This window comes from Candidatus Margulisiibacteriota bacterium (genome assembly GCA_041650855.1).
Taxonomy (GTDB): Bacteria; Margulisbacteria; WOR-1; order O2-12-FULL-45-9; family XYB2-FULL-48-7; genus JALOPZ01.
The window spans coordinates 1-25,657 of sequence record JBAZKJ010000001.1; the positions used below are offsets into that span (position 1 = coordinate 1).

At 58.8% G+C, this 25,657-nt stretch carries 26 protein-coding genes; 4 read left to right on the forward strand and 22 right to left on the reverse strand.

The genetic code is table 11. From position 1 onward, the window contains the following. A partial coding sequence (locus WC529_00005; GenBank protein ID MFA5112660.1) for a hypothetical protein occupies positions 1-210 on the forward strand: 210 nt, incomplete at its 5' end. Positions 211-408: 198 nt separating this feature from the next. On the opposite strand, the gene WC529_00010 is transcribed toward WC529_00005, so the two are convergent. The 13 genes from WC529_00010 to WC529_00070 all read right to left on the reverse strand — a co-directional run bounded on the left by WC529_00010 (position 409) and on the right by WC529_00070 (position 10,869). Continuing rightward, positions 409-1,080: a DUF5131 family protein gene (locus WC529_00010; GenBank protein MFA5112661.1), complete on the reverse strand. Its 672-nt coding sequence runs from the start codon at positions 1,078-1,080 to the stop codon at positions 409-411. Continuing rightward, positions 1,077-1,559 (reverse strand): hypothetical protein, encoded by a 483-nt coding sequence (locus tag WC529_00015; protein ID MFA5112662.1) that lies wholly within the window; start codon positions 1,557-1,559, stop codon positions 1,077-1,079. The genes WC529_00010 and WC529_00015 overlap by 4 nt, the downstream gene beginning before the upstream one ends. Then, a complete protein-coding gene (locus tag WC529_00020; protein ID MFA5112663.1) occupies positions 1,556-1,915 on the reverse strand; it encodes a hypothetical protein in 360 nt (119 codons plus the stop codon). The genes WC529_00015 and WC529_00020 overlap by 4 nt, the downstream gene beginning before the upstream one ends. Next, positions 1,916-2,161: a hypothetical protein gene (locus WC529_00025; GenBank protein MFA5112664.1), complete on the reverse strand. Its 246-nt coding sequence runs from the start codon at positions 2,159-2,161 to the stop codon at positions 1,916-1,918. A gap of 222 nt (positions 2,162-2,383) precedes the next feature. Next, positions 2,384-4,060 carry a ParB/RepB/Spo0J family partition protein gene (locus WC529_00030; GenBank protein ID MFA5112665.1) on the reverse strand — a complete coding sequence of 559 codons (1,677 nt, stop codon included), beginning with the start codon at positions 4,058-4,060 and terminating at the stop codon, positions 2,384-2,386. Next, a complete protein-coding gene (locus tag WC529_00035) occupies positions 4,047-4,691 on the reverse strand; it encodes a helix-turn-helix domain-containing protein (protein MFA5112666.1) in 645 nt (214 codons plus the stop codon). The genes WC529_00030 and WC529_00035 overlap by 14 nt, the downstream gene beginning before the upstream one ends. Before the next feature lie 46 nt (positions 4,692-4,737). Beyond that, the gene (locus WC529_00040) at positions 4,738-5,103 is read right to left on the reverse strand and encodes a hypothetical protein (GenBank protein MFA5112667.1); all 366 of its coding nucleotides are present in this window, start codon (positions 5,101-5,103) and stop codon (positions 4,738-4,740) included. Continuing rightward, on the reverse strand, positions 5,100-7,226 hold the full coding sequence (locus WC529_00045) for an SMC family ATPase (GenBank protein ID MFA5112668.1): 2,127 nt from the start codon (positions 7,224-7,226) through the stop codon (positions 5,100-5,102). The genes WC529_00040 and WC529_00045 overlap by 4 nt, the downstream gene beginning before the upstream one ends. After that, positions 7,223-8,269, reverse strand: coding sequence for a metallophosphoesterase (locus WC529_00050; protein MFA5112669.1), 1,047 nt, complete (start codon positions 8,267-8,269; stop codon positions 7,223-7,225). The genes WC529_00045 and WC529_00050 overlap by 4 nt, the downstream gene beginning before the upstream one ends. Beyond that, on the reverse strand, positions 8,266-8,613 hold the full coding sequence (locus WC529_00055) for a hypothetical protein (protein MFA5112670.1): 348 nt from the start codon (positions 8,611-8,613) through the stop codon (positions 8,266-8,268). Before WC529_00055 ends, WC529_00050 begins: the two co-directional genes overlap by 4 nt. A 1-nt stretch (position 8,614) precedes the next feature. Then, positions 8,615-8,995, reverse strand: a complete 381-nt coding sequence (locus WC529_00060) for a hypothetical protein (GenBank protein MFA5112671.1) — start codon at positions 8,993-8,995, stop codon at positions 8,615-8,617. Further along, the gene (locus tag WC529_00065; protein ID MFA5112672.1) at positions 8,970-9,242 is read right to left on the reverse strand and encodes a hypothetical protein; all 273 of its coding nucleotides are present in this window, start codon (positions 9,240-9,242) and stop codon (positions 8,970-8,972) included. Before WC529_00065 ends, WC529_00060 begins: the two co-directional genes overlap by 26 nt. A gap of 1,090 nt (positions 9,243-10,332) precedes the next feature. Further along, complete coding sequence (locus WC529_00070; GenBank protein MFA5112673.1) at positions 10,333-10,869, reverse strand: hypothetical protein; 537 nt, start codon at positions 10,867-10,869, stop codon at positions 10,333-10,335. An 82-nt stretch (positions 10,870-10,951) separates the two neighbouring features. Between WC529_00070 and WC529_00075 the strand changes: the two genes are divergently transcribed. Beyond that, the gene (locus WC529_00075; GenBank protein ID MFA5112674.1) at positions 10,952-11,596 is read left to right on the forward strand and encodes a hemolysin III family protein; all 645 of its coding nucleotides are present in this window, start codon (positions 10,952-10,954) and stop codon (positions 11,594-11,596) included. Next, entirely contained in the window at positions 11,593-12,195 is a 603-nt protein-coding gene (locus tag WC529_00080; GenBank protein MFA5112675.1) for a pentapeptide repeat-containing protein, read from the forward strand. Before WC529_00075 ends, WC529_00080 begins: the two co-directional genes overlap by 4 nt. 8 nt (positions 12,196-12,203) lie before the next feature. On the opposite strand, the gene WC529_00085 is transcribed toward WC529_00080, so the two are convergent. Continuing rightward, entirely contained in the window at positions 12,204-13,550 is a 1,347-nt protein-coding gene (locus WC529_00085; protein ID MFA5112676.1) for an S-layer homology domain-containing protein, read from the reverse strand. Positions 13,551-13,563: 13 nt separating this feature from the next. Beyond that, positions 13,564-19,545, reverse strand: coding sequence for a right-handed parallel beta-helix repeat-containing protein (locus tag WC529_00090; GenBank protein ID MFA5112677.1), 5,982 nt, complete (start codon positions 19,543-19,545; stop codon positions 13,564-13,566). Positions 19,546-19,630: 85 nt separating this feature from the next. Between WC529_00090 and glgP the strand changes: the two genes are divergently transcribed. After that, positions 19,631-21,622 (forward strand): alpha-glucan family phosphorylase, encoded by a 1,992-nt coding sequence (glgP, locus tag WC529_00095; protein MFA5112678.1) that lies wholly within the window; start codon positions 19,631-19,633, stop codon positions 21,620-21,622. Here glgP and WC529_00100 read toward each other — a convergent pair whose 3' ends face one another. From WC529_00100 to WC529_00130, 7 genes are read right to left on the reverse strand one after another with little or no spacing between them, the layout of a single operon-like run. Further along, positions 21,623-22,003, reverse strand: a complete 381-nt coding sequence (locus tag WC529_00100) for a response regulator (GenBank protein ID MFA5112679.1) — start codon at positions 22,001-22,003, stop codon at positions 21,623-21,625. After that, positions 22,000-23,355 carry a HAMP domain-containing sensor histidine kinase gene (locus WC529_00105; GenBank protein MFA5112680.1) on the reverse strand — a complete coding sequence of 452 codons (1,356 nt, stop codon included), beginning with the start codon at positions 23,353-23,355 and terminating at the stop codon, positions 22,000-22,002. The genes WC529_00100 and WC529_00105 overlap by 4 nt, the downstream gene beginning before the upstream one ends. A gap of 12 nt (positions 23,356-23,367) precedes the next feature. Next, on the reverse strand, positions 23,368-23,871 hold the full coding sequence (locus tag WC529_00110) for a methyltransferase (protein MFA5112681.1): 504 nt from the start codon (positions 23,869-23,871) through the stop codon (positions 23,368-23,370). 19 nt (positions 23,872-23,890) lie between these two features. Next, complete coding sequence (locus WC529_00115; GenBank protein ID MFA5112682.1) at positions 23,891-24,283, reverse strand: SoxR reducing system RseC family protein; 393 nt, start codon at positions 24,281-24,283, stop codon at positions 23,891-23,893. Continuing rightward, the gene (locus tag WC529_00120; protein MFA5112683.1) at positions 24,276-24,815 is read right to left on the reverse strand and encodes a TMEM165/GDT1 family protein; all 540 of its coding nucleotides are present in this window, start codon (positions 24,813-24,815) and stop codon (positions 24,276-24,278) included. Before WC529_00120 ends, WC529_00115 begins: the two co-directional genes overlap by 8 nt. Before the next feature lie 29 nt (positions 24,816-24,844). Beyond that, a complete protein-coding gene (locus tag WC529_00125) occupies positions 24,845-25,081 on the reverse strand; it encodes a hypothetical protein (protein ID MFA5112684.1) in 237 nt (78 codons plus the stop codon). Then, positions 25,081-25,656 (reverse strand): rubrerythrin family protein, encoded by a 576-nt coding sequence (locus tag WC529_00130; GenBank protein MFA5112685.1) that lies wholly within the window; start codon positions 25,654-25,656, stop codon positions 25,081-25,083. Before WC529_00130 ends, WC529_00125 begins: the two co-directional genes overlap by 1 nt. Position 25,657: the final 1 nt, after the last annotated feature.

Sequence of the window (25,657 nt, forward strand, 5' to 3'; positions counted from 1 at the left end):
AAACTGCACCGCTCCGCGAACCTGCACCGCTCCGCGAAACTGCACCCCTCCGCGAAACTGCACCACTCCGCGAAACTGCACCACTCCGCGAAACTGCACCGCGCCGCGAAACTGCACCCCTCCGCGAAACTGCACCACTCCGCGAAACTGCACCACTCCGCGAAACTGCACCGCGCCGCGAACCTGCTTTGGCCGACTAAACAGCCTTGACCAAATACACATTTTTCGGGAAAGACTTTAATCTCCGTCAAATCTGTATTCCCCGGGATATTTTTCCAGCCGTTCTCGTCCCTTGGAATAGCGTCAAACGCTGCTTGGGTCATTATTTTGCGTTCCATTCTTTTCCCTCCTCTTTTTCAACCGGGCCAGCGGGCGAGAGAGAATAGCCTGCTCCCCCACCCGCCGCCCTTACCCAGCTGTTGTAATGCGGCTGGGATCATTTTTTCCGAAAGGCATCTCCCGGATTCTTTCCGGCCAGCGTAAGTTCGGCTTAAGAAAAAGTGGCAGGCCGGCCGCTTGGATCTTTTCGATCAGCGGTTTGGCCCAGACCTTGCTCGAGATCTCATCCTTCGGCGTATAAGCGTTGCCGATGCTCTCCGCCCCGACGATCGCCCAATCTATGCCATCGAGGTCGATCTCTCTGATGACGCCCAGGATCGGCTCGAATGAGATGAACCTTAGCCCGGCTTCGATCCCCCTTATATCGTCCGCCCGGCCGACGTCCTCCTGGCAAGTGATCGTCGTGCCAATCCAACAGTTTTTCGGGTACGGCTGGAAGTCGGCGTAACGAGCCGGGTTTTTCGTCAAAAATTGGAAGATGTGCTGCGGGCACTTTTCTGCCACTTCTTTCACTTCCTTAATCTGCCAATCCTTCACCCATTCGCCCATCAGGTCGCCGGTATTCGCCACGAAGATCATCGTCGGCCTTTTAAGCCCCAACGGTTCGTCGTGCCGTTCCGGATGGTAGCGGGGCGTCGTGTCTTTCATGAAGCGCCGGCAGTAGCAATAAGGGCAGTTATGTTTACACCCGGTCGTGATCTTCCAGGTCATTTCCGTCCACTCGATGTTTGTCTTCTTCATTGCTCTTTCTCCACTTGAACCGTCTCCGGCAATAACAAAAATTCCTTTTGCTTCCCGCTCTCGATCTGCTCTTTGTATTGCGGCAATAAGACCTGGCCGAGCGTGGAACTGTTGCCGCGGCCATCGGAAATGATCAGGTGCGGCATAAACTCCTCCATGAACTCCGTCAGGCCGTTATCGATCGCCACGAACTTGGCTTTGAGGTGGTAGAACAATATCCGGTGCAGCCGGTTCAGTTCCTGCTCGTACTTTTTTTCGATATTGCCGGACCGTGTTTTTGGGAAATTAACAATGATCGGGACCAAAATACGAACGCCAACCGGCTTTTCCTGATCCGGCAGTTTTGCCAGGAATTCTATGGCGAACCGGTTCTCCGCGTTCGTGAACCGTGTCTGATAAATGCCGCGTTGGTTCAGCATTTTTACGATCGCCGTCTGGCTCTTGGCCCAGTTGACCGTCGTGGTTTTATAAGCCTTCATTCTTTTGTTCCCTCCTCTATCTTTTGCAGCCAGATGCGGACTCGCGGATCGTCCGGGCAAACAAACGTCTCAACCTCCCAGTGCTCGATCTGCCGGTCGTTTAAGATCACGCCGGCGAATTGCAGGGCATCGTAAACCACGTCGTCCATGTTTACGCCGTCCTGCCGCCGGTCCTTCTTGTAGATGACCAGTCTGACCGCCACCGGCCCGGTCAACCCGAGCTTGGCCGATACCGGCGTCTGCAGGGCAAAATCGCGCTTATATTGCGCGACCGCGCCGCCCCGGTGCCGGTGCCGGCCGTCGAGGTCGTTCTTCATGGACGGCGGGCAGCCTTTAACTTCCCAGGTTAAGAACATTCATCCTCCCTGCTTGCCGACTACGACCTGGAAGGTCCGGATGTTCACCTTTACGTCAAGGTCGAGGACCAGGCCGAGCCGGGACTTGATCTCTTTCTCGAACGGCAAAGCGAACGACGATGACGAACCCTCCCCCTTCAAATAACCGCAGTCCATGCTAAGCTTCTCCGCTTCCGCCAGGATCTCGTCGAACGGCCGGTTGAAGGCATCGGCGAGTTCCCGGGCAGTCGCCCGGTTGTCGATCATGCTTTGCAGCTTTTCTACTTCCGGGCCCCATGCTGCTCCTGCCCCCCCCCCCCCGTTTTTTGCGGGCGCCGCCTTTCGTTTTCAGCCCCAGGGACGTGGCTTTGGCGTTGATGGTCCCAATCTTCCGGCCGAACTGTTTGACTAAGTCATCGGGACCGTCGCCTCTCTTAACGGCCCGCGTGAGGTTCGTTATCTCTTCTGGCGTCCACCGCTTTGCCATGTCTATTTACCTCCCTTTTTCTTCTTGCCCGCGATCTCCGCCGGCACTTTGCCCTTGAGATCATGCCCCAGGATCCAGGTGATCAACTCCGGCTTCTTCATTTGCGCGAGAGCGGTTGCCTCCTCGGCTTTCCTGTATAGCCCGAGTTCCTTGGCTAGTTTGAGCAGCTGGGCCTTGGTCTTCGGCTGCAGGTACGCCTCGTCGATAACGAAATCCTTCGCGACCGACTTTTTCAGGTGGGCGGCAAAATACTCCAGGTCTTCATCTTCCAGGTTGAGGCTGCGGTTGATGGCGATGTCGAACAGATGGACCATGACCGTCGCCAATTCTTTTGAGGGCAAAGCCAGGAATTTCTCGGCAATCTTCCCGCTGCAGTCCAGATCACTCAGTTTGTCGATGAGCGGATTAGAACCCTCCCTAATCGAGGCATAATGAGAAACATACTCCAGCAAAAGATGGGCGACTATGCAGTCTATATCGGCCGGCGAAGCGCCCTCGATGATGCTCTTTTTCCAAAAACGCCGCTTCGCTTCGATCACCCGCTCCTCGGCTTGCCGTTTCTCGCGCTCTTTGCGGTAGTCCTCTCCGGTTTCCGACTTCGGACGCTGGGAAGTGGTGAGCCGGCGATAACAGGAACTATCCGGGCAATGCTCCGAGATCGAGGGCATCTGGGCATTAACTCTCTCGTCAACCACGAAAATTAAAGAGGGACATTCGCGGCATTTTTCCTCATACTTTTTTCCCAGCGTCCGCCGTTCATAGTTGTCGCCAATGTCAACCATCGAGTAGTAGTTAGGCGTGGCGTAATACTGTTTTATGGACAGCACCCTGCGACCGGCTTTTTTCAGTTCCACCACCTTAGCTGCAATAAAATCTTCCGCTTTCTTCTTGAAACATAAGGCGTTAAGGCATCGGCCTTCGAGTTTTGTGTCGACGTCGAACAACCCAGCCTGCTGGGTGCCGTTAAAGTTGCACTTGACGCATTCCTTTCTATCAAACGGCGCCTGGCTCAACTCCCGGGCAAACTCGGCCAGGGCGTTCTCGGCGGAACGGATCGACAACTTTTCCTTTACGATATGGCCGTAAAACTTGTCCCGAACCCCCGGAGTGAGCCGTAGGATCACCGCGCCATGCCCCGGGGTGATCGTGCCGCTGGCGATCGCGCTCTGGATCGTCTTTGACAACTCGAGCAGTTGCAGCCGGCCGGCGACGTAGCCCTGGCTTTTCCCTACCTTGGACGCGAGATCCTCCTGGGTGATCTTCGTTTCTTCGACGATCCTGGCAAACCCGTTCGCCTCGTCGATCGCGTTCATGTCCTCCCGCTGCAGGTTCTCGATCAGCCGCATTTCATGGACCTGGGCGTCGTCTAAGTCCATGATGACGGCCGGGATCTCTTTCAGCCCGGCCAGTTTCGCGGCTTCGACGCGCCGCGCCCCGCAAACGACCTCGTATTTGCGGACCTTCATGTCGCTCATCTCAACGACCTCGGCCTTTAGCCCCTTCCCTTTTACTTTCTCCGGCAAGGTAAAAACGACGTCCCGCACCACGATCGGCTCGATCACTCCCTGGGCCTTGATCGATTCGGCCAGGTCCTTCAACTTTCCGGCATCCATCTTCTGCCGCGGATTCGACATCGAGATCACCACTTCAGTCAGCGAGAGTTCTTTAACGTTTTTCATCTTCCAATTCCCCCTTTAACTTTTTTACTGCGGCCCTGAACTCCTCCGGGATCTCTTTTGGAATCGCCTCCCCCTGTGAATAAGTCCGGGGATCCGGTTGATTTTGAAAAAGGCCCCCTATATTTATATTATTATCTTTCCGGATATTATTAGGGGTCCAGTTTGACCCACCTTTGGTCGTTTTTGACCCACCTCGTGTCAAAATAGACCCACCTATGGGTCCAGTTTGACCCACCTTGGGGGGTGTGGATAACTCCGGGTGGGTCAAAATAGACCCACCTTCAAAGTACGCCAGGTTCTCCGGCCAGATGTCCAATACCCGGTAGCATTTGACCGGCTGCCGGCCGCCGCCGGTGGCGAGATTACGTTCGCCGATGTACTCGATCCAGCGGCGTTTCAATAGGGCTGCCAACGCCTTTTTGGCGGTGGCCCGGCTAACACCCATCCGGGCGGCCAGTTCGCGTGTGCCGGCCCAGCAGACGCCCGCTTCGCCGGCGACGCTTTTCATCACCAGATAAAGGGATTGCTCGTTAGCTTTTGCGAGGGCCGGGACGATATTAGGGATTTGCGTAAAATACTTTTTATCCCCTGAATTGTCGGCAATAAATAGACGATCGGTTCCCATTGTCATCTCTCTTTCTTTTTAAGAAACGGCCCCGTTTCCGGGGCCGTTTTATTCAGTCCACTAACGACCCTTCGTTCTTCTCGACGTAAGCCAAGGCCTCATTCAGACTGTCAAAATACCTCCGTTTCGATGGAACCCAACGCGAAAGCTCGGAACCTTCCTCGTTCTTAAAGCGTTCGCACGGCGTAACGTAGTATTGTTTCCCGGACTTGCCAACATCGAAACTCAAAAACTGTTCTCCCATTTTTATCACCTCCCTTAGAAGATCATCGATCATTGCTTCAAGTTGCCCGGGGTAACTCTCCTCGATCGTTGCGGACCATTCACCGTCTAAACAGGCGTCAATGCTTTGATAAAACCGGCTTTCCTTAGCAATCTCAATCAAGCGGTCTCTAATTGTTTTTTCTGATCCGATCACTTGATGATCTCCACCCTGCCCCGCTCGATATTGATCCGCACCGGCATTTCGGCCAGCAGGTCGTCGTCGTGACTGATGATGAAGATCCGCTCGAATTGGCCGGTCAGCGACTCCAAAAGTTTCAATATCCGGTCGCTGTTCTCCCCGTCCAGGGCGTCGGCGATTTCGTCGATAAAGAGCGACTTGAGCCGGGAGCCGCCCCGGCGCGCCTGCCAGACCGCCAGGGTCAGCCGGACGGCTGTGCGGATCATCTTCTGTTCGCCGCCGCTGAATTCTTCGATTTTGCGTTCCAGGCCGTCCATCGTGATGATGATGTCGAGGCTTTCGGCGATCGTTCCGTCTTTGTTTTCCTTTTGGGTTTCGAACCTGACGACCATCCGGCCGCCGGTTGCCGCGCCCAGCATTTCGCCTGCAAGTTGCTCCAGCTCCGGCCGGGCCTGCTCGATGATCAGCGGCTGGATCCCGGACCGGCCGAACGCCTGTTCGATCGCCCGGTAATCGGCGATCGCGATCCGGCCGGCCGCCAGTTGTGCCTCCAGGGCATCCGCTTGCCGGCCGGCGGTTTCCAGGCCGGCGATCCGCTCTTTAAGCGCGCCGATCTGGGAAGCAAACCCGGCGAGCGCTTCTTCACTGCGCCGCTGGTCGGCCTTTGCCTGGTCGTAGACGGACTTATCGACGCCCGCGATCGCCTTTTCCGCCTCAGCGGCTTCAGTCTTTAGCTTCACCTGGTCGGTCTTCTTGGCCTCTAAGGCCACCGCCTTCTTCTTGCCGGCCTCGGCCAGCACGCTCATCTTGCCCTGGGCCTCCCGGAGCCGCGGCGCGTCGGCGGTTTCGACCCGGAGTCGGCCGATAAGATCGACCTGTTCACGGAGGGTCTTTTCGTGCTCCGCCGCGTCCTTTAAGATCAGTTTTCCCAGCTGGAAGCCGGCGACCTTCTTCTCGGCCGCCTTTTCGGCCTCGATCGCCGCCGGCAACGCTTCCCGGGCTTTGACGGCGCTGGCGACCAGGGAGCAACCGCTGCAGCAGGCCTGGTTAGGCGTGCTGTCCAGCAGTTTGGCCTGGTTCGCCAGCTGCACCCGATCCCTTCGCCGGTCCTCCACGTCCCGCGTCAAGCGATCAAGTTCCGATCGCTTCTGTTCAAAGTCAAGCCGCGCCGCGTTGTTTTCCTTCTCGATCCCGGATAACTCCGCTTGCAGCCCCTCTTTGATCTCCAAAGCGGCCGCCAGAGCGGCTTCGGCCTTTTCGATCGCCGGCGCCCGGTCGATCATGTCCTTGAGCCGCCGCCACTCCAGCCGGTCGTTATCGACCTGTTTCTCGGCCTGAACGATCTCCTGGTCGAGCTTCTGCAGTTGACCGTTCAGCGATCGCCAGCGCTCAAGGGCGATTTCTCCGGCTTTGCTCTTGGCCTCCAGATCGTACACAACGGCACACTGGCGCGCCAACTCAATGGTTGCCACCTCTTGTCCTTTCTGCGCGCATACAAGACTTTCCTGCGCCGCTGGGAGGCCTTTGGCCCGCTCTCTCAACCCCGATATCTCCCGCTCCTGGCTGGCCGCCTCTGTCTCGGCCGCCGCCGCCTTACCTTTGGCCGCGGCCGACAGCCGGTCGAACTTCTCCAGGCCGAGCAGTTGGCCGAAGACCGCCTTGCGTTCGCTCGGCCGGGCGCTGCAAATGTCCCCGGAATTGGCCTGCGAACTGAACACAGAGGCCATAAACAGATCCTGCGGTCCCAAAAGGTTGACCACGGCCTGCTCGAAATCGTTGATTTTCGGCCCGGAAAGCAGTTTTCCCGGTTTATTCTTGCCTTTGAATAATCGTCCTTGCGCGCTCGTGGTCTTCCCGGTCTTTTTTAACAACCTCGTTGCCGTATAACTCTCGCCATTCATCTCAAAGTCGATCGCGATCACCGCTTCCCCCTCAAATCCCTGCGTGATCCGATCGTAAAGAGATCCCGGCCGGGAGGGAAAAACGCCGTAAAGACAGGCGACGACGGCTTCGATCAGGAACGACTTGCCCGCGCCGTTCTCACCAGTGATCGCGATGAGCGGCCCGAGATCGGAAAAGTCGATCGTGAGATCGCGGTGGGGGCCGATGTTTTGTAGATGAACCTTGTTGATCTTCACCGCAACTCCCCCGCCAGTTCCCGGGCCACCCCGGCGATCCGCGCCCGATCGACATCGTTCCTGCCTTGGCTCTTGAGATATGCGTCCAACAGGTCGGCGTCAGAACGCCCGGCCTCGACGCCCTCGACCTGGCGAACCGGCGCGACACGCTCGGGCACGATCTCAATGGTGATGTTCTTAAAGCGCGGATCGTTTTGCAGGGTTTCTAGCATTAGGGGATTCGGCTTTGACAGATATCTGACCTTCAAATAATCTCCCGGCAAACCGATTACATCCGCTGAACTATCCTTTTCAACCTCGATTGTCCGATACTGCGGCGCCGCGATCTCAATGAATTCATGCGTCCGTTTTTCGGTGTCCACGACCATGAACCCCTGCGGGTTGCCCTCTTCCCCAAAATTATTCTGGCTCATGGCCCCGACGTAGTACCGCTGGCGCTTGTGAATGTCGCCGAAAGCGATCACGTCCGCGCCAAGATCGTCGAGGATCTCGGGGTCAACCTCGAAAGACCCTTTACGGAGACAGACGCCGGAATTCAACTGCGCGCCCTTGACCATGATGTGACCGACCACGATCTTGCATTTCGAGCGGTTCCCCCTGAACAGCCGTTTGATCTCCGTCAGCCAGATCGCCAGGTTTTTCTGCCGTTCCTCGGTATCGGCGATCCAGGGAATATGGCAAACAATAAAGTCGTCGCCCTCCGTCGTTTGCCCGAACGTATCGACCACGCGGATCCCCGCGTCTTTGATGGGCTCGAGCGCCGACTTCTGATCGCCGGTCGCCATGTCGTGATTGCCCTGGTCGATCTCAACCACTATGCCGGCACCGGTCAATCGGTTCACTCCGTCCATGAACGGCCGGTAGATGGTCCCCATGCTCGCTTCGCGATCGGCGATATTCGACTTGTGGAAGACGTCGCCAGCGAGGTTCACGCGGTCGGCTTTCATTTCGAGGATCTTATCGACCACGTTATCCCAGGCGACGGTCTTGTCCTTGAGTATCTTCCCTTGGAAGTGCAGGTCGGCAACGATAACGAGTTTCATCGCACGGCCTCCGCGAAATCCATCTTCTCCTGGCCGAAATGCCGCTCCATCCCCAGCTTGAGCCCGGTTATGCGCTGCTGCAGACTCTTGATCCGATGGTAGCCCTCATGGAAAGCGGCCTCGCCGTCGGCGGGACTGCCGGCGACGTAATAGCCGCCGTGCTCGCGGTCCGATGAGGAAATTATCGGGCAGGCCCCGCTGGTCACTATCTCGGCTACGAGTTCCCGGCACCGGCGATCTTCGACGCCGATCTGGCGAGCGAAAGCCTTGAAGGTAATAGCGTTGCGCTTTCCGACGTGGCAGGTCTCGAGCAGGGACACGATCTTGGTTTTCAGGTTTTCCATTTTAGTAAAATCCCTCCTTCTTAAAGGACGAAATGCGGGTCGAGCAGGCGTAACTGATCTTGTCCAGGCCATCGCACAGATATTTCATCTGCCGGCGCGTAACCTCGTTCTTGCCGTTGATCACGAGCTCGGCTTCGATCTCTGCTTCCCCTTTAGTTATGGGCTTTCCCTTCCGGTCAAGTTTTGTCTGGAGATATTCGAACGTCAGGGCCATTACGACGTCTTTGACATCCGCCAATTCGTTATTTACCCGGGCATAATAGGCGGCCACCTCTCCGCCCAACTTGCTGATCGCATCCGGGTTGCCGGAAGATAAAACCTCCTGAATATCCTGGCTTTCCAGGCGGGCCCGGTATTTATCGAACTCGGTTTTTTTCAGCATCGATCCCCTCCAGAAATTCCATCTTGACCTGCTCCATGCTGCGCAGGAAATCGAAGGGAGCCCTGGCCTTAGCAAGCCTCTGCTTGGCCTGATCCCATTGCTCCGGAGAGATTGGGGCCGGATCGGCCCCCACGATCTTCCCGCCAAAGAACGCGGCTACCTCTTTGATCCCTACTGTTTCCACCATAGGTTCCCACCCGGGTTCTTCGGCAGCCAAGCCGCCGCGCCGCACCCTTTCTTTGGACACTTGAAATCGGGGGACTTTTCCCCCTTCTTGTTTCCCCTCACGTCCAGCGTGGGTGTGCCGCAAAATTTACAGAGCGGCGTACTCGGTTGAGCGGGCGCGGGAGCGGGAGTCTGCGCCGGCGCGGCGGCCGCAGGGGCTGGGGCCCCCTCTTTTTCGCGCTTGTTGCTCTCGGTTCGTAACCGGCTGGCCAGCGCCTCGGCGGCGGCCAGATCCGTGAATTCCATGTCGACCTCGATGCACTGATTCCTTCCGGCCTCTAACGTAACGGTTCCTTTTAAGGTCATGATCTCCTCCTATATGATCCGATCGAGGGGCTGCGATAGGTCGCCAGTGACCAGGGCGATCCCCCCGATAAAGGTGTTGGCTCTTAAACTGGCGAAGTCCCTGGCGATCCGTGTCGCCTCGTCCCGGTCTTCCTCCAAGTCGGCAGTTCGCGGGACCCAAACGTCGATGTAGATCGAGGCCCGGAATCTCCGCTCTCCATTTGATAAATCCGCTGGACTTGACATTTCCCCCTCCCCTTTGTATAATCCCCTTAGATGTGCTGGGTCCCTTACGAACAAAGCCGGAGCGACAACTCCGGCTTTTTATTTGCTCGACCTCAACTCTTTGATCGTCAGCCCCCACAACGTCCCCGTCACCAGGACCAGCGCGGCCTGAACATAAGGCGTCAAGGGCATCATCCAGCTTGCGTCAAACATTTTTCACCCCCCCTTTGGTTACACCTCGGGCCAAAATTAAACGCTTGAATAATCCGAAGTATTAATTGACGAGAAAATCGGCCGACATTATTAGAGGGATGATGCACTGTTGGGGCACTAACAAAAAAGGCCAGGACGCCGGAGGATGTGGCCGCGGATAGCCACCGGACGCACTGACCAATTATATGAACATTAAGATCACGATCCCCTCGGCAGCATCCCTTTACCATCACCAACATCTCCTCTTGAGAAGTTGGGATGAAAGGAAAAGTGATTAACAGTCACCTGCGCTACCACTGCGCTACCGGGGAGTACCTCGTCCCTTGCGGGCGCCCCCATTTTAGCAACATTTACCGCCGCGGGCAAGGGAAGCCCAGCTGCGTCCGATATTATTTTTTTCGGCTGGCCTTTTTATACCAGTTGGTATAAGCGGTCGCGCCGGCGAAACAACAGAGGGAAAACCCCCAAGTAAACCAGATCGGGGATTCGATCCCCCAATGACCGGCGGCCGAAGGGACCGCCATGAACAGGAACGCGATCAGCCAGGCCCAGGTGATCACATAATTAGCGTGAATGAACTCCGGCGCCTGCCATCTCTCTTTGGGGGTGCTTTCCCTGGCGTACTGCAGGGTGAACGGCTGGCCGACCACGATCGAGATCAAGGTGATCAGCGCCAGGGCCAGGTTCCCCAGCAAGCTGATCTCGCGCCACAGCCAGAACGGGCGCGTCAAAGTCAGCAAGAGGGCCATTAAAAAGAAAAAGACGAGCGTCCCGACCGTTAAGATCTTCAAATTGCCGGCACGCCATTCCTTCCAGGTTAGCGCCAGGGCGGCGCTGAACGCCAGCCAGACCGCCCAATGGATCTGGCCAAGGGAGAGAAAGACCCAATAGCTCAGCCAGGGGATGAAAGTGAACAAGGCACTCATGTTTTTTCTCCTTATTTACAAGCTTAGGGGCATTATAGCAAAGTAACCGGGGCCCCGGAAATGATATAATCACTTTCGGACCATGAAATTAAGATTAAAAGAGCCGCTCAGCGGCGCGCTGCATTTCCTGGGGGCGGTCCTTGCCGTCCTCGCCCTGGTTGCCCTCATCCTGAACGGCCTGGATTCTCCCTGGAAGATCGTCTCTTTCTCGATCTACGGAGCGACCCTGATCCTGCTCTATAATTTCAGCACCCTCTATCACTGGGCGCCGCCGGAATTGGGCGGCAAGAACCAGCTGTTCCGGAAGCTCGACCATCTCTCGATCTACTTATTGATCGCCGGCTCTTATACCCCTTTTTGCCTGGTCACCATGCGCGGCCCCTGGGGCTGGTCGCTGCTTGGCGTCGTTTGGGGACTGGCTTTGATCGGGATCATGGTCCAAGCCATTTACATCAACGTTGACCGGCGCCTTACTACCCTAATTTATATTGGGATGGGCTGGATGGTCTTGGTCGCCATAAAACCATTATTGGCCGCGCTGCCGCCGAACGGGATCTGGCTTTTATTCCTGGGCGGACTGGCCTACTCCCTGGGCGGCGTGGTTTACGCGCTGAAGAAACCGAACTTCTCCCGGTTTTTTGGCTTTCACGAGCTTTGGCACTTGTTCGTCCTCCTCGGCTCGTTCCTGCATTTCCTGGCGATCTATTTATATATTGCCGGAACATGACTACCAGCGGACATAACCCGGATATTTTTGCGGCCGATTCCTTTGCCGACCGGACTTTTCAGGGCGTCGTCCTGCCGGAGGGTGATCTTCGGCACAAGGAGTTCTCCGACTGCATCTTTACAAAATGCGAGCTGAACGGCTGCGACCTCTCCGGCGCGCTGTTCGTCGACTGCAATTTTAATAACTGCGACCTTTCCAATATCAAGGTCAACGGCTGCGGTTTTCGCTCCTGCGTCTTTAACGGCTGCAAGCTGGTCGGCGTCGTCTTTTCGACAGTTAACCCGCTTCTCCTGAACTGGGATTTCACCAAATGCAAGATCGCGCTCTGCAAGTTCAGCGATCTGAGCCTGAAGCGGAGCCGTTTCACCGAATGCGTCATTCAGGGAACGGAATTTATCAAGGTGGACATGACCGCCGCCGATTTTTCCGGCTCCGATCTGCAGAACAGCACCTTTGACGGGGTTAACTTGGAGAAGGCGATCTTCCTCGGCGCCTGGAATTACTATATCGATCCGACCCGGAACAAGCTCAAGCAAGCCCGCTTCTCTTATCCGGAAGCGCTCTCCCTGCTCGCCCCTTTCGGGGTCAAGATCGAGTAAAGATAACTTTAATCCTCGATCGGCGGGAGGCGTTTAAGGAACGCCTGCGCCCAGTAGGTCTTGTAGATCATCTGCGCCGCTTCGGCCCGGGTGATCGCCGCCTTCGGCCGGGTGACATTGCCGGTCAGGTTGAGCATCTTCGCCGCCGCCTCGCGGGATAACAGTTGGTCCGGCTCGCTGACGAACGCCGGCATGCTGCTCCGGGCGACCGACAGGATCGTGTCAAAAGAGCCCCGGGTCATTTTTAAGTTCGGGCGGAACCGGCCGTCCGGATAGCCGTCCATGATCCCGGCCGTGGCTAGCAGCTCGATCGCCTCCCGCGCCCAGTAGTTCTTGGGAACGTCGCTGAAATGCCGGCGCTTCAGCCGTTTCACCATCTGGCCCTCTTGCGTCGCAACAGCCGCTTCGGGCGTGGAAGTCCGCCACTCCCCGTCGGTATCCGGCACCTCGCTGTAGCTCAAGGAAAAATAATGGACCTGGTCGCCGGTCGAGTCGCCGTAGCGGTAGAGCGCGTAGTCAAAAGAGAAGCCGGGGAATTTAAGGCCGATGCCGGCCGTCAGGTTGTTGAAGACCGCGTTGCTGGTGGTCGTACCCTGGACCTCGGTAAAACTTTGTTCCACCCCGAACCGGGCCGCCAGGAACCACACCGGCCACCACTCGAGGCCGGAATGGAGCAAGAGCGGGCGGCCCCCGTTCTGGCTCAGGTCGAGATTGGCGGTCACTTCGTGCGCTTCCCGGGAGAGGAGCGCTCCCTGGCCCAGCAATTTAAAGGACGAGCCGAGCCCGATGGTCGGATCGAGCTGCTGGCGCGAACCGTCGCGGTAATCGATCCGCCCGGCAAAATCCTGCAAGGCCAGGCCCAGGTTCAGCCAGGAATACTGCCGGTATTTGAGCGCCAGGTCAATGGCCGAGCCGCTCCCGTTCGCTCCCTCAAAACCGGAAACGTTCCGCGATAGCCCTTTCACGAAAAAGTGGACGTTCAGGCCGGCGGAGAGCTGGTCGCCGTACTGCCGGGCCAGCGCGATGATCGCCTCCTGGTCGGCGTAATCGACCGTCTCGGCCGAGGCCTGGAAACCGGAAAGCGACAATCGCTTGTAAGCGACGCCGACCCAGCCGCCGAACGCCTCGGGGAAAACCGCCCCGATCGAGGCGTAAGCGACCCCGGTCTCCGGCTGGGAATAAAGACTGACGACGTTAAAAGTCTTTACGCCCGTGATCCCGGCCGGATTGGAATAGAGCGAATAACCGTCGTCGGCCAAACCGAGGTAGGCGTTGCCGAGCGCCAGCGGCCGGGCGCCGTTGTAGCCGCTGAGCGAGGTGTCGGCCCAGGCGGACGCCGCCGCGCAGAGCGCCAAAACTAATAATAATTTACGGTACAATGAACCCTCCCGTGTTGGAGCTCTTGTTGCCGTTGTAAATGATCTTCCAGATATAGGCCCCCTTCAGGGTCTCCCCCGCCACGTAACGATCGACCGTGATCGTGCCGACCGTCCCCAGGTCGGCGATCGGTTTCTGGAAGATCGTCTCCCGCCCCGGCCGCCGGATCACGAAGAGCGCCGGGCCGCTCGACGAGGTCGTGACCGTGAAATTCACCCCGGTCGCCGTCGGGATCGCGCTGACCCGGACGTCGGAGACGACCGTCAGGTTGCTGTAGGAGGTCGTGTAAGTGTCGTCAAAAGCGTTGCGCAGCTCGATCCGCAGCGTGTGCTTGCCGACCGCCAGGTCGCCCGCCGGCGAGACGGTCACCGTTTTGCTCTTGAAGCTCTCGTCGCTTAAGTAAATGATCGTCCCGTCGACGGAGATCTTCAGTTCCGTGATCGCCAGCGGCGAAACGACGCTGACCGTGAATGCCGGCCGGTAAGAGATCACCTGGCCGCTGGCGACCGTCACGCCGTTGACCGCGGTCTGCACCGTAACGCTCGCCTTGGTAATGGTGAAATTGAGCAGCGCCTGCTGGCCGGCCGGCGTCAGGTTGCCGGCCGCGTCATAAGCGCGCGCTTCGATGGTGTGGCCGGCCCGCTCAAGCGCGGTCAAGACCTGATAACTGAACGTTTCGCGCGACAAATGGCCGCTTAGCACGGCCGCGCTCCAGCTCCCGTTATCGAGACGGACCTCGACCGACGCGACCCGGAAATTATCGCTGGCCGTCCCCTCAAAGCTCGGCAGCGGATTGCTGTTGTCGAGAAAAGCGCCGAAGACCGTCGCCGGCGCCGTCTGGTCGACGGCAAAAGTCCCGACACCGCTGTAAGCCCCCCAGATCCCGACGTCATTCTGCGCCCGGACTTCCCAGGTGTGATATGCTTCGGCCAGGGCGGCGGCCGGAGCATAGCTGGTGGCCGCCTGGCTGGCGACTTCCGTCCCGTCAAGTCTCAACGCGTACCTGACCGCACCGCTGCTCGTTCCCCACTCCAGGGTCGGCTGCGCCGTGGCGAGATAGCTTTGGTCGGCCGGGGTCAGCAAGGCCGGCGCGTTCGGCCCGGCCGCGACCACCGTAAAGTCGCCGGCGCTCATCGCGCCGTCGGCGTTGCCCGCCCGGTCGACCGCTTCAACGCTGACCCGGCAATGGCTCGATTCCACCCCGCCCGGCACGGTCCAGCTGTAGGCGCCGTCGTTCGGCTCGTTGCCGGCGATCAGCGACCAGCTGCCGCCGCTGTCCCCGGAGAACCGGAGCGTGATCCCGTTCGCTTTGACGCCGCTCCCGCCGTCGGTGGCGGACCAGAGAATGTTAAAGGTCGATCCGGCGGCTATGCGTTCGCCGCCCGCCGGGGCTTCCACCGTCACCAGCGGAGCGATGGTATCCAGCCTGATCGCGGCTTCTACCGTGATCGATTTATTCAGAGCGATGTCGCGCAACCGGTAATAGACCGTTTTGACCGCGTCGCCGGCGCTCAATTCAAAAGTGGCCGGGTTCTGGTAGGCGGTCCAGTTTGCCCCGGCAAAATCGGCGTTTTCCGACGCGATCATCTCCGCGGCGTCGGCGCTGACCCCGGCGGCTTCCAGCGAAACGATCCGCTCCCTGGTGTAGTTGGCGTTGCCGGTCGCCAGGTTCCGGAGCGTGATCCCGTCAACGGCCGGCCCGTTCAGTTTGATCGTGAAAGTCCACTGCGCGCTCTCGCTCCCCCACCACCCCGCCCCATCTTTGGCCCGAACCTCCCAGGTATGCGCCCCGGAAGCCAGCGCGGTCGCCGGCGTATAAGCGGCGGTGGCGTCCCGGGTGATCAGGGCGGAGTCGAGGTTGATCTCGTAACTGGCGATGCCCGACAGGTTATCGGTCGCCGGCGTCCAGCTGAAGAGCGGGGTCGCGTCGCTGGTGGTGGAGCCGCTCGGCGGCGTCAGCAAGACCGGCGCCGTCGGCGGCGTGATATCGATGATAAAACTGCCGCTCTCCCGCGAGCCGATGTTGCCGCACTCGTCGCTGGCGGTGATCCTGACCTTTGCCTCATTCGTATTAAGCGCCGGCGTGGTCCACGGATATGTCCCGTTATTGGCAATGCCGGCGGCGATCGGCAGATCCGCCTCGCCGGTCGTGTAGTAGAGATAAACCGAATCGGCCGCCAGGGCGAGATTGTCGGTGGCTTGCCAGTTAATCGTCTTCGCTGCCCCGCCCTGCCATTTTTCCCCGCCGGCCGGGACCTCGGCCGTGATCAGGGGCGGCGTCGAATCGATCGTAAAATTCGCCGCCGATTCGCCCGTCCCCAGATTCCCCGGCTGATCGCGGACCGCGGCCTTGATCCTGACCTGGGTCGAGTTGATCGTCGCCGGGATATTCCAGCTATACGGGGAAACGACCGCCGCTTCCTGGGTGATCAAATTGGGATACGACGAGCCGCCGTCCGTCGAATACCGGAGCGACAACGAATTCGGCGCTATCCCCCGCTCATCGGTAGCGGAAAAATCGATCAGCCTGGCGGCTCCACCCGCCCATTTCTGGCCACCGGCCGGGGATTCGACCGTCACCAGCGGCCGGATCAGATCGACATAGATCGAGGCTTCTTTAGTCACCGAGATATTCTGGGCCCGGTCGCGCAGTTTAAAGTACACTGTCTGGACCCTGCTTTCGGCCGTCAATATACCTACGAATTTTTGGTAATAAGTTTCCCACTCGGCGCCGTAAAAATCCTCGTATTCCGAGACCAGCATTGTTTCCGGCGACCCGGCTACATCGAACGCCTCGACCGTGACCAGCGGGTCGTTGGTCTCCAGCGTACTGCCGGTCGTCCGGTCCCTCAGTTCGATCCGGCTAAGCGTCGGCGGCGCAGTGTCCAGGATGATCGAGCGCGAAACCGTGTTACTTTCATTGAGCCCGGCATCGCGCAATTTGTAATATACGGTCTTGTTCCCATCGCCAGCGTCGACCTCGAACGTCGTCAGCGGCTGATAAGAGCGCCACTCCGCTCCCGCGAACGACTCGCTGGTCGAGATGAGCATCTCTGTCGGGCTGCCGGTAACGCCGGCCGCTTCTACCGTCATTATCCGGTCGTTGGTCTCCAGCGTGCTTCCCGTCGTGCGGTCTTTGAGCGCAATGCTTTCCACGGACGGCCCCTGGGTCAGCACGGTAAAAAGGAAAGCGGCGGAATAGTTCCCCCAGATCCCCGCCCCATCTTTCGCCCGCACCTCCCACGTATGCAGCCCTTCGGCTAACGGCGCCGGCGTGTAGCTGGTCGCGGCGTCTTGCGTGACCAGGTTGAGATCGAGGCGGACCTCGTAGCTGACGACCCCCGACAAATTGTCGGTCGCCGCTTCCCAGGTCAGTTGCGGCGCCGCTTCTTTGGTCGTGCTCCCGTTGGCCGGGGTAACCGGGACTGGAGCGGTTGGCGGTGTGACGTCGATGATGAAAGGCGCCGCGCTCTCGGCCGAGGCGGTATTGTTGGCCAGGTCGCGGGCCAGCACTTTGACCTTAGCTTCGCTGGTATCGGTCTCCGGCAGCGTCCAATCGTAAGTTCCGTCATTCGCTTCGTTGCTGGCGATCAGCTGATAGGTTTCGCCGGTCGTGTAATAGAGCGCGATCGGGTTTACCGCTAAACCGCGGATATCGGTCGCCAGCCAGTTGATCTGTTTGACCGTCCCCCCCTGCCACTTTTCGCCGCCGACCGGCGCCTCCACCGTCACGACCGGCGGCGTCAGGTCGAGAAAGATCGCCGCCTCGAACGTCACGGAGACGTTCTCGACCGCGTCGCGCAGTTTGTAATAGACGGTCTTGCTCCCTTCGCCGGCGCCAACCTCGAAAGTGACCGGGTTCTGGTACGGCTGCCACTCTGCCAGGCTGAAATCGGCGCTTCCCGACAGCATCAGCTGCGACGGCGCGCCGCTGACCCCGCTCGCTTCCACGGAAACTATCCGGTCGTTCGTTTCTTGAGTATTACCGGTGGTCCGGTCTTTAAGCGCCAGGCTTTCCACCGTCGGCCCTTGCGTATCGACGCTGAATGTCCGGGTACTCCCGTAATTCCCCCAGATCCCCGCGCCATCTTTGGCCCGGACCTCCCAGGTGTGCAAACCATCGACTAACGGGGTTGCCGGCGTATAGTCGGTCGTCGCCCCTTGCGTGATCAAGCTTGTATCCAGGTGGATCTCGTAGCTAACGACCCCCGACAGGTTGTCGGTCGCCGCTTCCCAGGTCAACTGCGGCGTCGTTTCGCGCGTCACCGCCCCGTCGGCCGGAGTGACCGGCACCGGCGCGGTCGGCGGCGTCACGTCGATGATAAAGACGGCGCCGCTTTCGTCGGTCCCGACGTTGCCGCACTCGTCAACCGCCTGGACCCTGACCTTGGCTTCACTGGTATCGATCTCCGGCAAGGTCCAGCCGTAACTGCCGTCGTTCGCCTCTCCCGTCGCGATCGTCACGTAGGCGTCGCCGGTCGTGTAAGCTAAAGTAATAGGGTTGGCGGCCAGGTTAAAATTATCGCTCGCCGTCCAGGTGATCGTGCAAAGCGTCCCGCCCCGCAGCTTTTCGCCGCCGTCGGGATAAGTGACCGAAACCGTCGGCGCGATCGAGTCGATCGTGAACACGCTCGCCGACTCGGCGGTCCCCGGCACTTCCAGGGTGGAAACGGCCGTGACCCTGACCTTGGCCTCCAGCGTGGTGACCGGCGGGACGGTCCAGCTGTAACTGCCGTCATTCGCCTCGTTGGTGGCGATCAACGAATAGGCGTCGCCGGTCGTATAATCGATGGCGACGTAGCCGACGTAAACCGCCGCCTGCGTCGCCGTCCAGGTCACGGTATAATCGCTCCCCCCTTTGATCTTGTTGCCGCCGTTTGGCGCGGTAAGCGCCACGATCGGCGGATCATTGGTCTGGTTACGGTAGTAAGCCCCGATGTCGGCACGCGTCCCGTCCGGATCGGCCGGCGACGCGGGATCGCCCTTGTCGACCGCCGGCGAAAGGTACTGGAGATTATAATTATGCGCCTCGGCGCTGACGAACAGCGGGTCGGCAACGATATCCCCCTCGCCCGACGCAGCCCCCGACCAGTTGGTCGTATTGCCGAATAGATCGTTGTAAGTGGAAGCAACCGTCCCGTAAATACCGTAACTGCCCGCTCCGCCAAGCGCGATAATATTATTCCGGGCCGAAACCGTTCCGCTGGACCGTTCGATCCCCTTGCTGTTCCGAACGATCGTATTCCCTTCGATCGAGACCGACGGATCGCCGGCATAGATAACAATCCCTTGCCAACCGGCCACGGCACTCCTGATCAGGTTCTGCCTGATCAATACGTAACCGGTCCAGCCGTCGAGCTTGATGTTTTCTTGAGTAATGTTGCGGATAGTCGAGGTTTCGATCGTCACCGTCCCCGACCCGCCATTCAGGCGGATGCCGCGAAAAACGTTGCGGACCAGGCAATTGACGACGCGGCCGGACGCCTCAAAAGAAACTTCGCCGTCAAAATGGATCCCGTCGCTCGACATGGTGCCGGAATAGACCGTACAGCTTCTGACCTCGTTGCCGGGGCCGGTGATCAGGACCCCTTTTTTCGACCCGAGCGCGGTAATGTCCAGCGCTTCCAGCACCGCGAACCGTTCAAGCTGAAATATGTTATTGCTCCCGTCCCCTTCGACCGTCGCCAACCCGTTCCCCTTGACCTGGATGCCGTTACTGACGATCAGCGGCAAAGTTTCCGCGGAGCCGGTCATCGTCGTGGAATAAAGCCCGGGTTGGGCCATGATCGTGTCGCCGGTCGACGCAATGGTCAGCGCGTGAGTGATGGTTTGCCAGGGATTGCCGGAAGACCCGTCGCCGACCAGGTTCCCTTCGGCCGTGGCGGCGTCAACGTAATAAGTGGCAGCGATCGCCTGGCCACAAAAAGCGGATAAAATTAACAAAAAAACCGCGAATAGACGGACTTTCGCCATTGTTAAGAGTATAATTTTTATCGTCTGCCGTGTCAAACAAAATAGTAGTGGCGCCGGGCCGGTTTTTTCTATAAAATAAACAGTGATGATACCAAGATTCCTTGAAGTCTCCCGGCTCGATGACTCGCAGGAAAAATATTTAAAGGATATTTCCGAGACCGAGTTCTGCGGTTATCCGCTCGAGCCGATCATCAAAGCGGAAGAACGGCTCCTGGCCGCGGCCGAACGCTCGATCGCCTATTTTTCCATGGAGTTCGGCCTTGCCCCCAGCGTTTACCACACCTTCCAGACCGTTAACCCGATCAGCGGCTCGAATCGGATCGCCCAGCACGAGGTCTTTTCCAACATGAAGGACATGGATTACTACCATTTCCTCCCCTTGAGCAAGATCATCGATTTGCCGATCTACAGCGGCGGCCTCGGCGTACTGGCCGGGGACGCTTTGAAGTCGGCCGCCGATCTGGCGCTCCCGCTGGCCGGTGTCGGCATCCTCTGGGAAAAAGGTTACTTCAAACAGAAGTTCTGGTTCCGCGCCGGCGGCCAGGCCCCCGACGAAATGGCCTGGGACCCGCACTCCTATCCCGGCCTGATCCCGCTCAAACCGCGGATCGAGATCGAGATCAGCGGCCAGAAACTGCTCCTCAAGCTCTGGAAATATTACGTCTACTCCCACGACCTGAAACACGTTATCCCGCTCGTCCTGCTCGACTCCAACGTGCCGGAAAACCCCGATTATTTCCGCGAGCTGACCGACCAGCTCTACCGGAGCACCAACGGCTGGATCAAGCTCTGCCAGCGGGCGATCCTCGGGATGGGCGGGGTCAAGGCGCTGGAAGCGCTCGGTTACTCGATCAGCAAATACCACCTGAACGAAGGGCACGCCGCGCTGGCTTTCGTGGAAAAAGCGAAAAAAGAGGACCCGGAAAAGCTCAAGAGCTCGTTCGCTTACACCTGCCACACGCCGGTCGAGGCCGGGCACGACCGCTTTGACCTGCAGGAGCTGACGGCCACGATCGGCAACGAGGCCGCCGAGATCGTCAAACGTTACGGCCGGGACGAAAAACAACCCAACGTCGGCAACCTGACCCTATTGGCGATGAGCACCAGCGCGCACGCCAACGCGGTGGCGGCCAAGCATGGCGAGGTCACCCGTCTCCAGTTCCCCCGGTTCAAGGAAAAGATCATCAGCATCACCAACGGGGTCCATACCCCCACCTGGATGTCGGCGGCGATCAAGAACGTCCTGCTCAAATACCAGGCGCGGATCGGCGACTGGGTCAACGATAATAATCTGCTGCAGAACGTCCAGAACATCAAGAACGACCCGGAGTTCCGCCGCGACTTGTGGCAGGCGCACGTCGAGAACAAGCGCGCCCTGGCCAAGTTCCTGGAATACTGGTATTTCGACGAACACGCTTTCACCATTGCCTGGGCGCGCCGCCTGGCGCCGTACAAACGGCCGACCATGCTGCTGCAGGACCCGAACCGCCTGCTGGAAATGGCCAAGAAATACGGCCCGATCCAGATCGTGATCGCCGGCAAGGCGCATCCGGCGGACGTCCCCGCCTCCATCCACATGGACAACATGCTGGAAAAGATCACCATGCTTTCCGGCGAGCGCAAACGGCTGCGGATCGTCTTCCTGGAGAACTACGACACCTATTTCGCCAAACTGCTGACCAGCAGCGTCGACGTCTGGCTCAACAACCCGCTCCCGCCGTTCGAAGCGTCGGGCACGAGCGGCATGAAAGCGCTCCACAACGGCGTGCTCCAGCTCTCCACCCTCGACGGCTGGGTGGTGGAAGCGGCCGACAAAAAGATCGGCCGGATCTTCGGCTACGTCCCGCCCCCCGGCGAGATCGGCAGCGAGCATGACTTGAAGCTGGCACAGGACTCGCAGGAACTGTACAAAACGCTCGAGGAATTGATCCCGCTTTACTACGGCACGGCCAGCGGCCGGACGCCGATCGAGCAGTCGGAATGGCTGGAGATGATGATCAATTGCCTTGCGGAGGCCGGCTTCTTCAACACCCAGCGGATGGTGGCGGAATATAACGCCCGGATCTGGGAACGCTGATCAACCCCCGGGCAGCAGCTTCTTGATGTTCGCCAGCAATTCTTCCGATTTGTACGGCTTGGTCATGTAAATGTCCGCCCCGGCCTCTTTGCCGAGCTTGACGTCGGCCTGCTGCACCCGCGCGGTCAGCATGATGATCGGGATCTTCTGGTATTTTTCATCGAACTTCAGCATCCGGCAGACGTTATAGCCGTCCAGCTTCGGCAGCCGCACGTCGAGAATGACCAGGTCGGGACATTTGTTCCTGGCCTGGTTTAAACCGTCCGCGCCGTCACTGGCGACCAGCACTTCGTAACCGTTCGCTTCCAGCCGGAGCCGCAGGCCTTCCACCAGGTCGAGCTCGTCCTCGATCACCAGGATTTTCTTGCGCGGTTCGCTCATGATACCACCTCGGGCAATTCAAAAATGACCCTAGTTCCCGTCCCCGGCCGGCTTTCCGCCCAGATCTTGCCGCCGTGCAGTTCGACGATCCCCTTGCAGATCGACAGGCCGAGCCCGGTCCCCCGGTTGGCCATTTCGGCGGCACCGGTCAGCCGGACAAACCGCTCAAAGATCAGCGACAGGTCTTCCGGCGCGATCCCGAGCCCCGTGTCCGCCACTAAACTGCGGATCACCCCGCCGCGCAGCGAAACGATCACCGTGACCTGGCCGTTATTCGGCGTGTATTTGATCGCGTTATCCAGCAGATTGATAAAGACCCGCAGGATCTGATCGCGGTCCACCCAGGCGAGCGCGCCGCCGGCCGGCGGTTTCACCACTACGCTGATCTGTTTTTTCTCCGCTAACCCCATGATCAAGCCAGCCGCCTGCTCGGCCAGTTTGGCAATGTCCGCTTTTTCCCGTTTCAATTCCAGCGAGCGGGACTCGATCTTGGCGATGTCGAGCAGGCTGTCCAGGATCTGCGCCAGCCGGTCGATGTTCTGCTGGGCGGTCGCCAGCAGCTGCGCCTGTTTCGGGGCGACCGGGCCGGCCAGTCCGTCTTTCACCAGGCTGATGTTCTCCCGGACCACGGCCAGCGGCGTCCGCAGCTCGTGCGAGGCGGTCGCGACAAAATCGTCCTTGATCCGGTCGATCTGCCGGAGCGCTTCCATGGCGTTGACCAGCTCGCGGTTCTTGCCGGCCAGGGCGTCCTGGTTCTGGGTCAGGGTCTTGGAAAAATAGTAGATCGTCGCGGCGAACAGGAAGAACGAGCTAATGGTAAAGACGGCCCGGTTGATGATCAAAAGAAGCAGCTGGTGCGGCGATAAAGTAAAGCTGGGGCCGTAAGCCGGTATAATGCCGAAATAAGTCAAAAACAGCAGGCCAAAATAGAACAGGGCCGAAAAGAGGGCGATCAGGAAAACGACGCTGGAGTAGCGGGAAAAGTAGCCGAAGCCGGCAATGATGATCATGACCAGATAAAGGAACCAGTAGGGGCTCTCCAGCCAGCCGGTCAGGTAGATCAAATATGTCACCGCCAGCAGGTCGAGCAGCTGGACCAGGCCGATTGCCAGGAACATCTGCCAGAACCGCTGGCGGGACCGGGCCAGGTAATAAGCGTGAGCCAGTAAATTATAAGCACTGATGAAGACCAATAGATTAATGATCGGCCCGATGTTGATCCCGTTGGAATACGAATAGAACAGCAGAAAAAGGCCGAAGAGCATGACGGCGTAACGGACCAAGATCGCCCAGAAGAACTTGATCTTCAGGTCGGCGGCCAGCAGGCTTTGTTCGCTTTCGGTCAGGGCCATCCGCTCCCCCCGTTATTTAACCCAGAACATTCCCGTCGTTTTTTGGTAGTCGAGGAACTTGTCGCCGAACTGCTTTTGCATGACCAGTTTTTCTTCCAAATAGCCCTGCAGCCAGATCAAGCCGACAATGAACATCCCGAAATAGAACGAATAGACGGCGGCCCAAAGCCACCACCAGCCGACCTGGATAAAAATAACGCCAAGGTAGACCGGGTGGCGCAGGTAACCGTAAGGGCCGGCAGTCGCGATCCCGGCCGGGACCTGGCCGATCTCCAGCAGCGTCCGGCCGGCGGCCATCTTGACCCAGGCCATCAGGCCGGCGCCGGCGACAATTAGCGCCGCCCCGGCGATCCGCCACCAAAAATAATCGAGCGCGAACTGCGGTTGGGGAAAGAACACCGTGCCGAGCGGCAGGAGCAGGAACAGGCCACTGCCGACCGTCCGATAAGCGGGGAACTGCCAGATCAGCCAAAGATTTAAAGCGAACAGCAGGACAAAAACAATTTGTATTTCCATGGGGTAACTATACCATATTCTAACTGACCCCGACAATGCGGCTCTGAAAGCGGGCCTGCGTGGCGGCAAAACGGTCGAACCGGCGGACCAAGTAAAAGCTGGCTCCCAAAAAAAGCAAGGCCAGAATAATGCTCCAGAGTTCGGAGAACAAGCTTCCGGCCGCTAGACCCAGAACAAAGCAGCCGATCGGTAAACCGAAGACGATCAGCGGGATCAAACGGTTAGCTTCCGCCGTTATTTCGACCTCGACCTGATCGCCGACCTTAGCGCCCAGCGGATTGGCCGCGGTCAGGCCGTGCCGCCCGGGCGCCAGCAGCTGGCAGGCGGCGCAGCCGCGGCACTTGGCTTCGGGGAACATTTCGATCAGCGCCCGGTCTCCGTCCAACCGGTAAACAACGCCGCGATCAAGCACGGAACAGCTCGCAGAAGGTCCAGAGGCCAAAGAGGATAAAAACGGCGGCGCCGACGTATTTGACCGCTTTGGCCGGGACATATTGCCGGGTCCAGCCCCCGGCCAGGACGCTGATCAGGTTAATAAAGACCATCGCCAGGGTCGCTCCGGCCCAGACCGCCAGCGGCGCGCCGTACTTGGCCGACAAGGCCAGGGTCGCCAGCTGGGTCTTATCGCCGAGTTCCGCCAGGAAAAAACTGCCGCAGACGATCCAGAACGGGCTACCGCCCGCCCCCGTCTTGGCCTCTGCCTCCGCCTCTTCCTTGCCGAACAAGGTCCAGAGGCCAAAGAGAATAAATAAAGTCCCGGCGAATGATTGGACGTAAAAGAGCGGAACGAACCGGTTGAGGAAACCGCCGAAAATGACCGCCGCCGCCATCAGGGCGGCCGTGGCGCACGCCACCCCAGACATAACCGGCCAGAATGGATAGCGGGCGGCAAAACCGAAGGTCAGCAATTGGGTCTTGTCGCCAAGCTCGGCCAGCGCGATCACCGTCAAAGCGGCCAGGAAAGGGGCTAGGATCAGAGCGCTCCGTCAGTGTACAGTTTTTTCTTCTCCCGGCGCGTTTCGCAATCGCCGCAGTTGGACGGATCGAACTGCGGCTCGTTGCAGAGGGCGCAGCCGAGGATCAGCTTGCCGTGAACATTGTGCAGCGCCAGCTGGGCGAAGCAGGTCGGGCAAGTTATCCGCTCCTTGACCTTGACCGTCTCCGGCACTTCGATCTTATTCTCGCAGATCGGGCAAATATAGCTTTTCATCAGTAATTCTCCGCCAGCAGTTCGTAATAGGCCTGCGGATGCCGGCAGGCCGGGCAAACGGCCGGCGCTTCCGGACCTTCATGAACGTAGCCGCAATTCCGGCAATGCCATTTGGCGTTCTGGCCCTTTTTGAAGACCTTTCCTTCCTTGACGTTCTTCAGCAGCGCCCGATAGCGTTTCTCATGCTGTTCTTCAACCTCGGCGATCTCTTTAAAGGAGACCGCGACCTCTTCATAGCCTTCCGCCCGGGCGGTCTGCTCAAAATCAGCGTACAATTTCGACCACTCCATTTTTTCACCATCAGCCGCCGCCTGCAGGTTGGCCGCCGTGTCGCCGATCACCCCGGCCGGATAAGCCGCGGTGATCGAAAGCTCCCCACCCTCCAGGTACTTAAAGAATATCTTGGCATGCTCCTTTTCATTATCGGCAGTTTCCAAAAAGACCGCCGCGATCTGTTCCAACCCGGCCTTTTTCGCTACCCCGGCAAAATAAGTGTAACGATTCCGCGCCTGCGCCTCGCCCGCAAACGCTTTTAACAGGTTCTGTTCGGTTTTGGATCCTTTAACGCTCTTCATC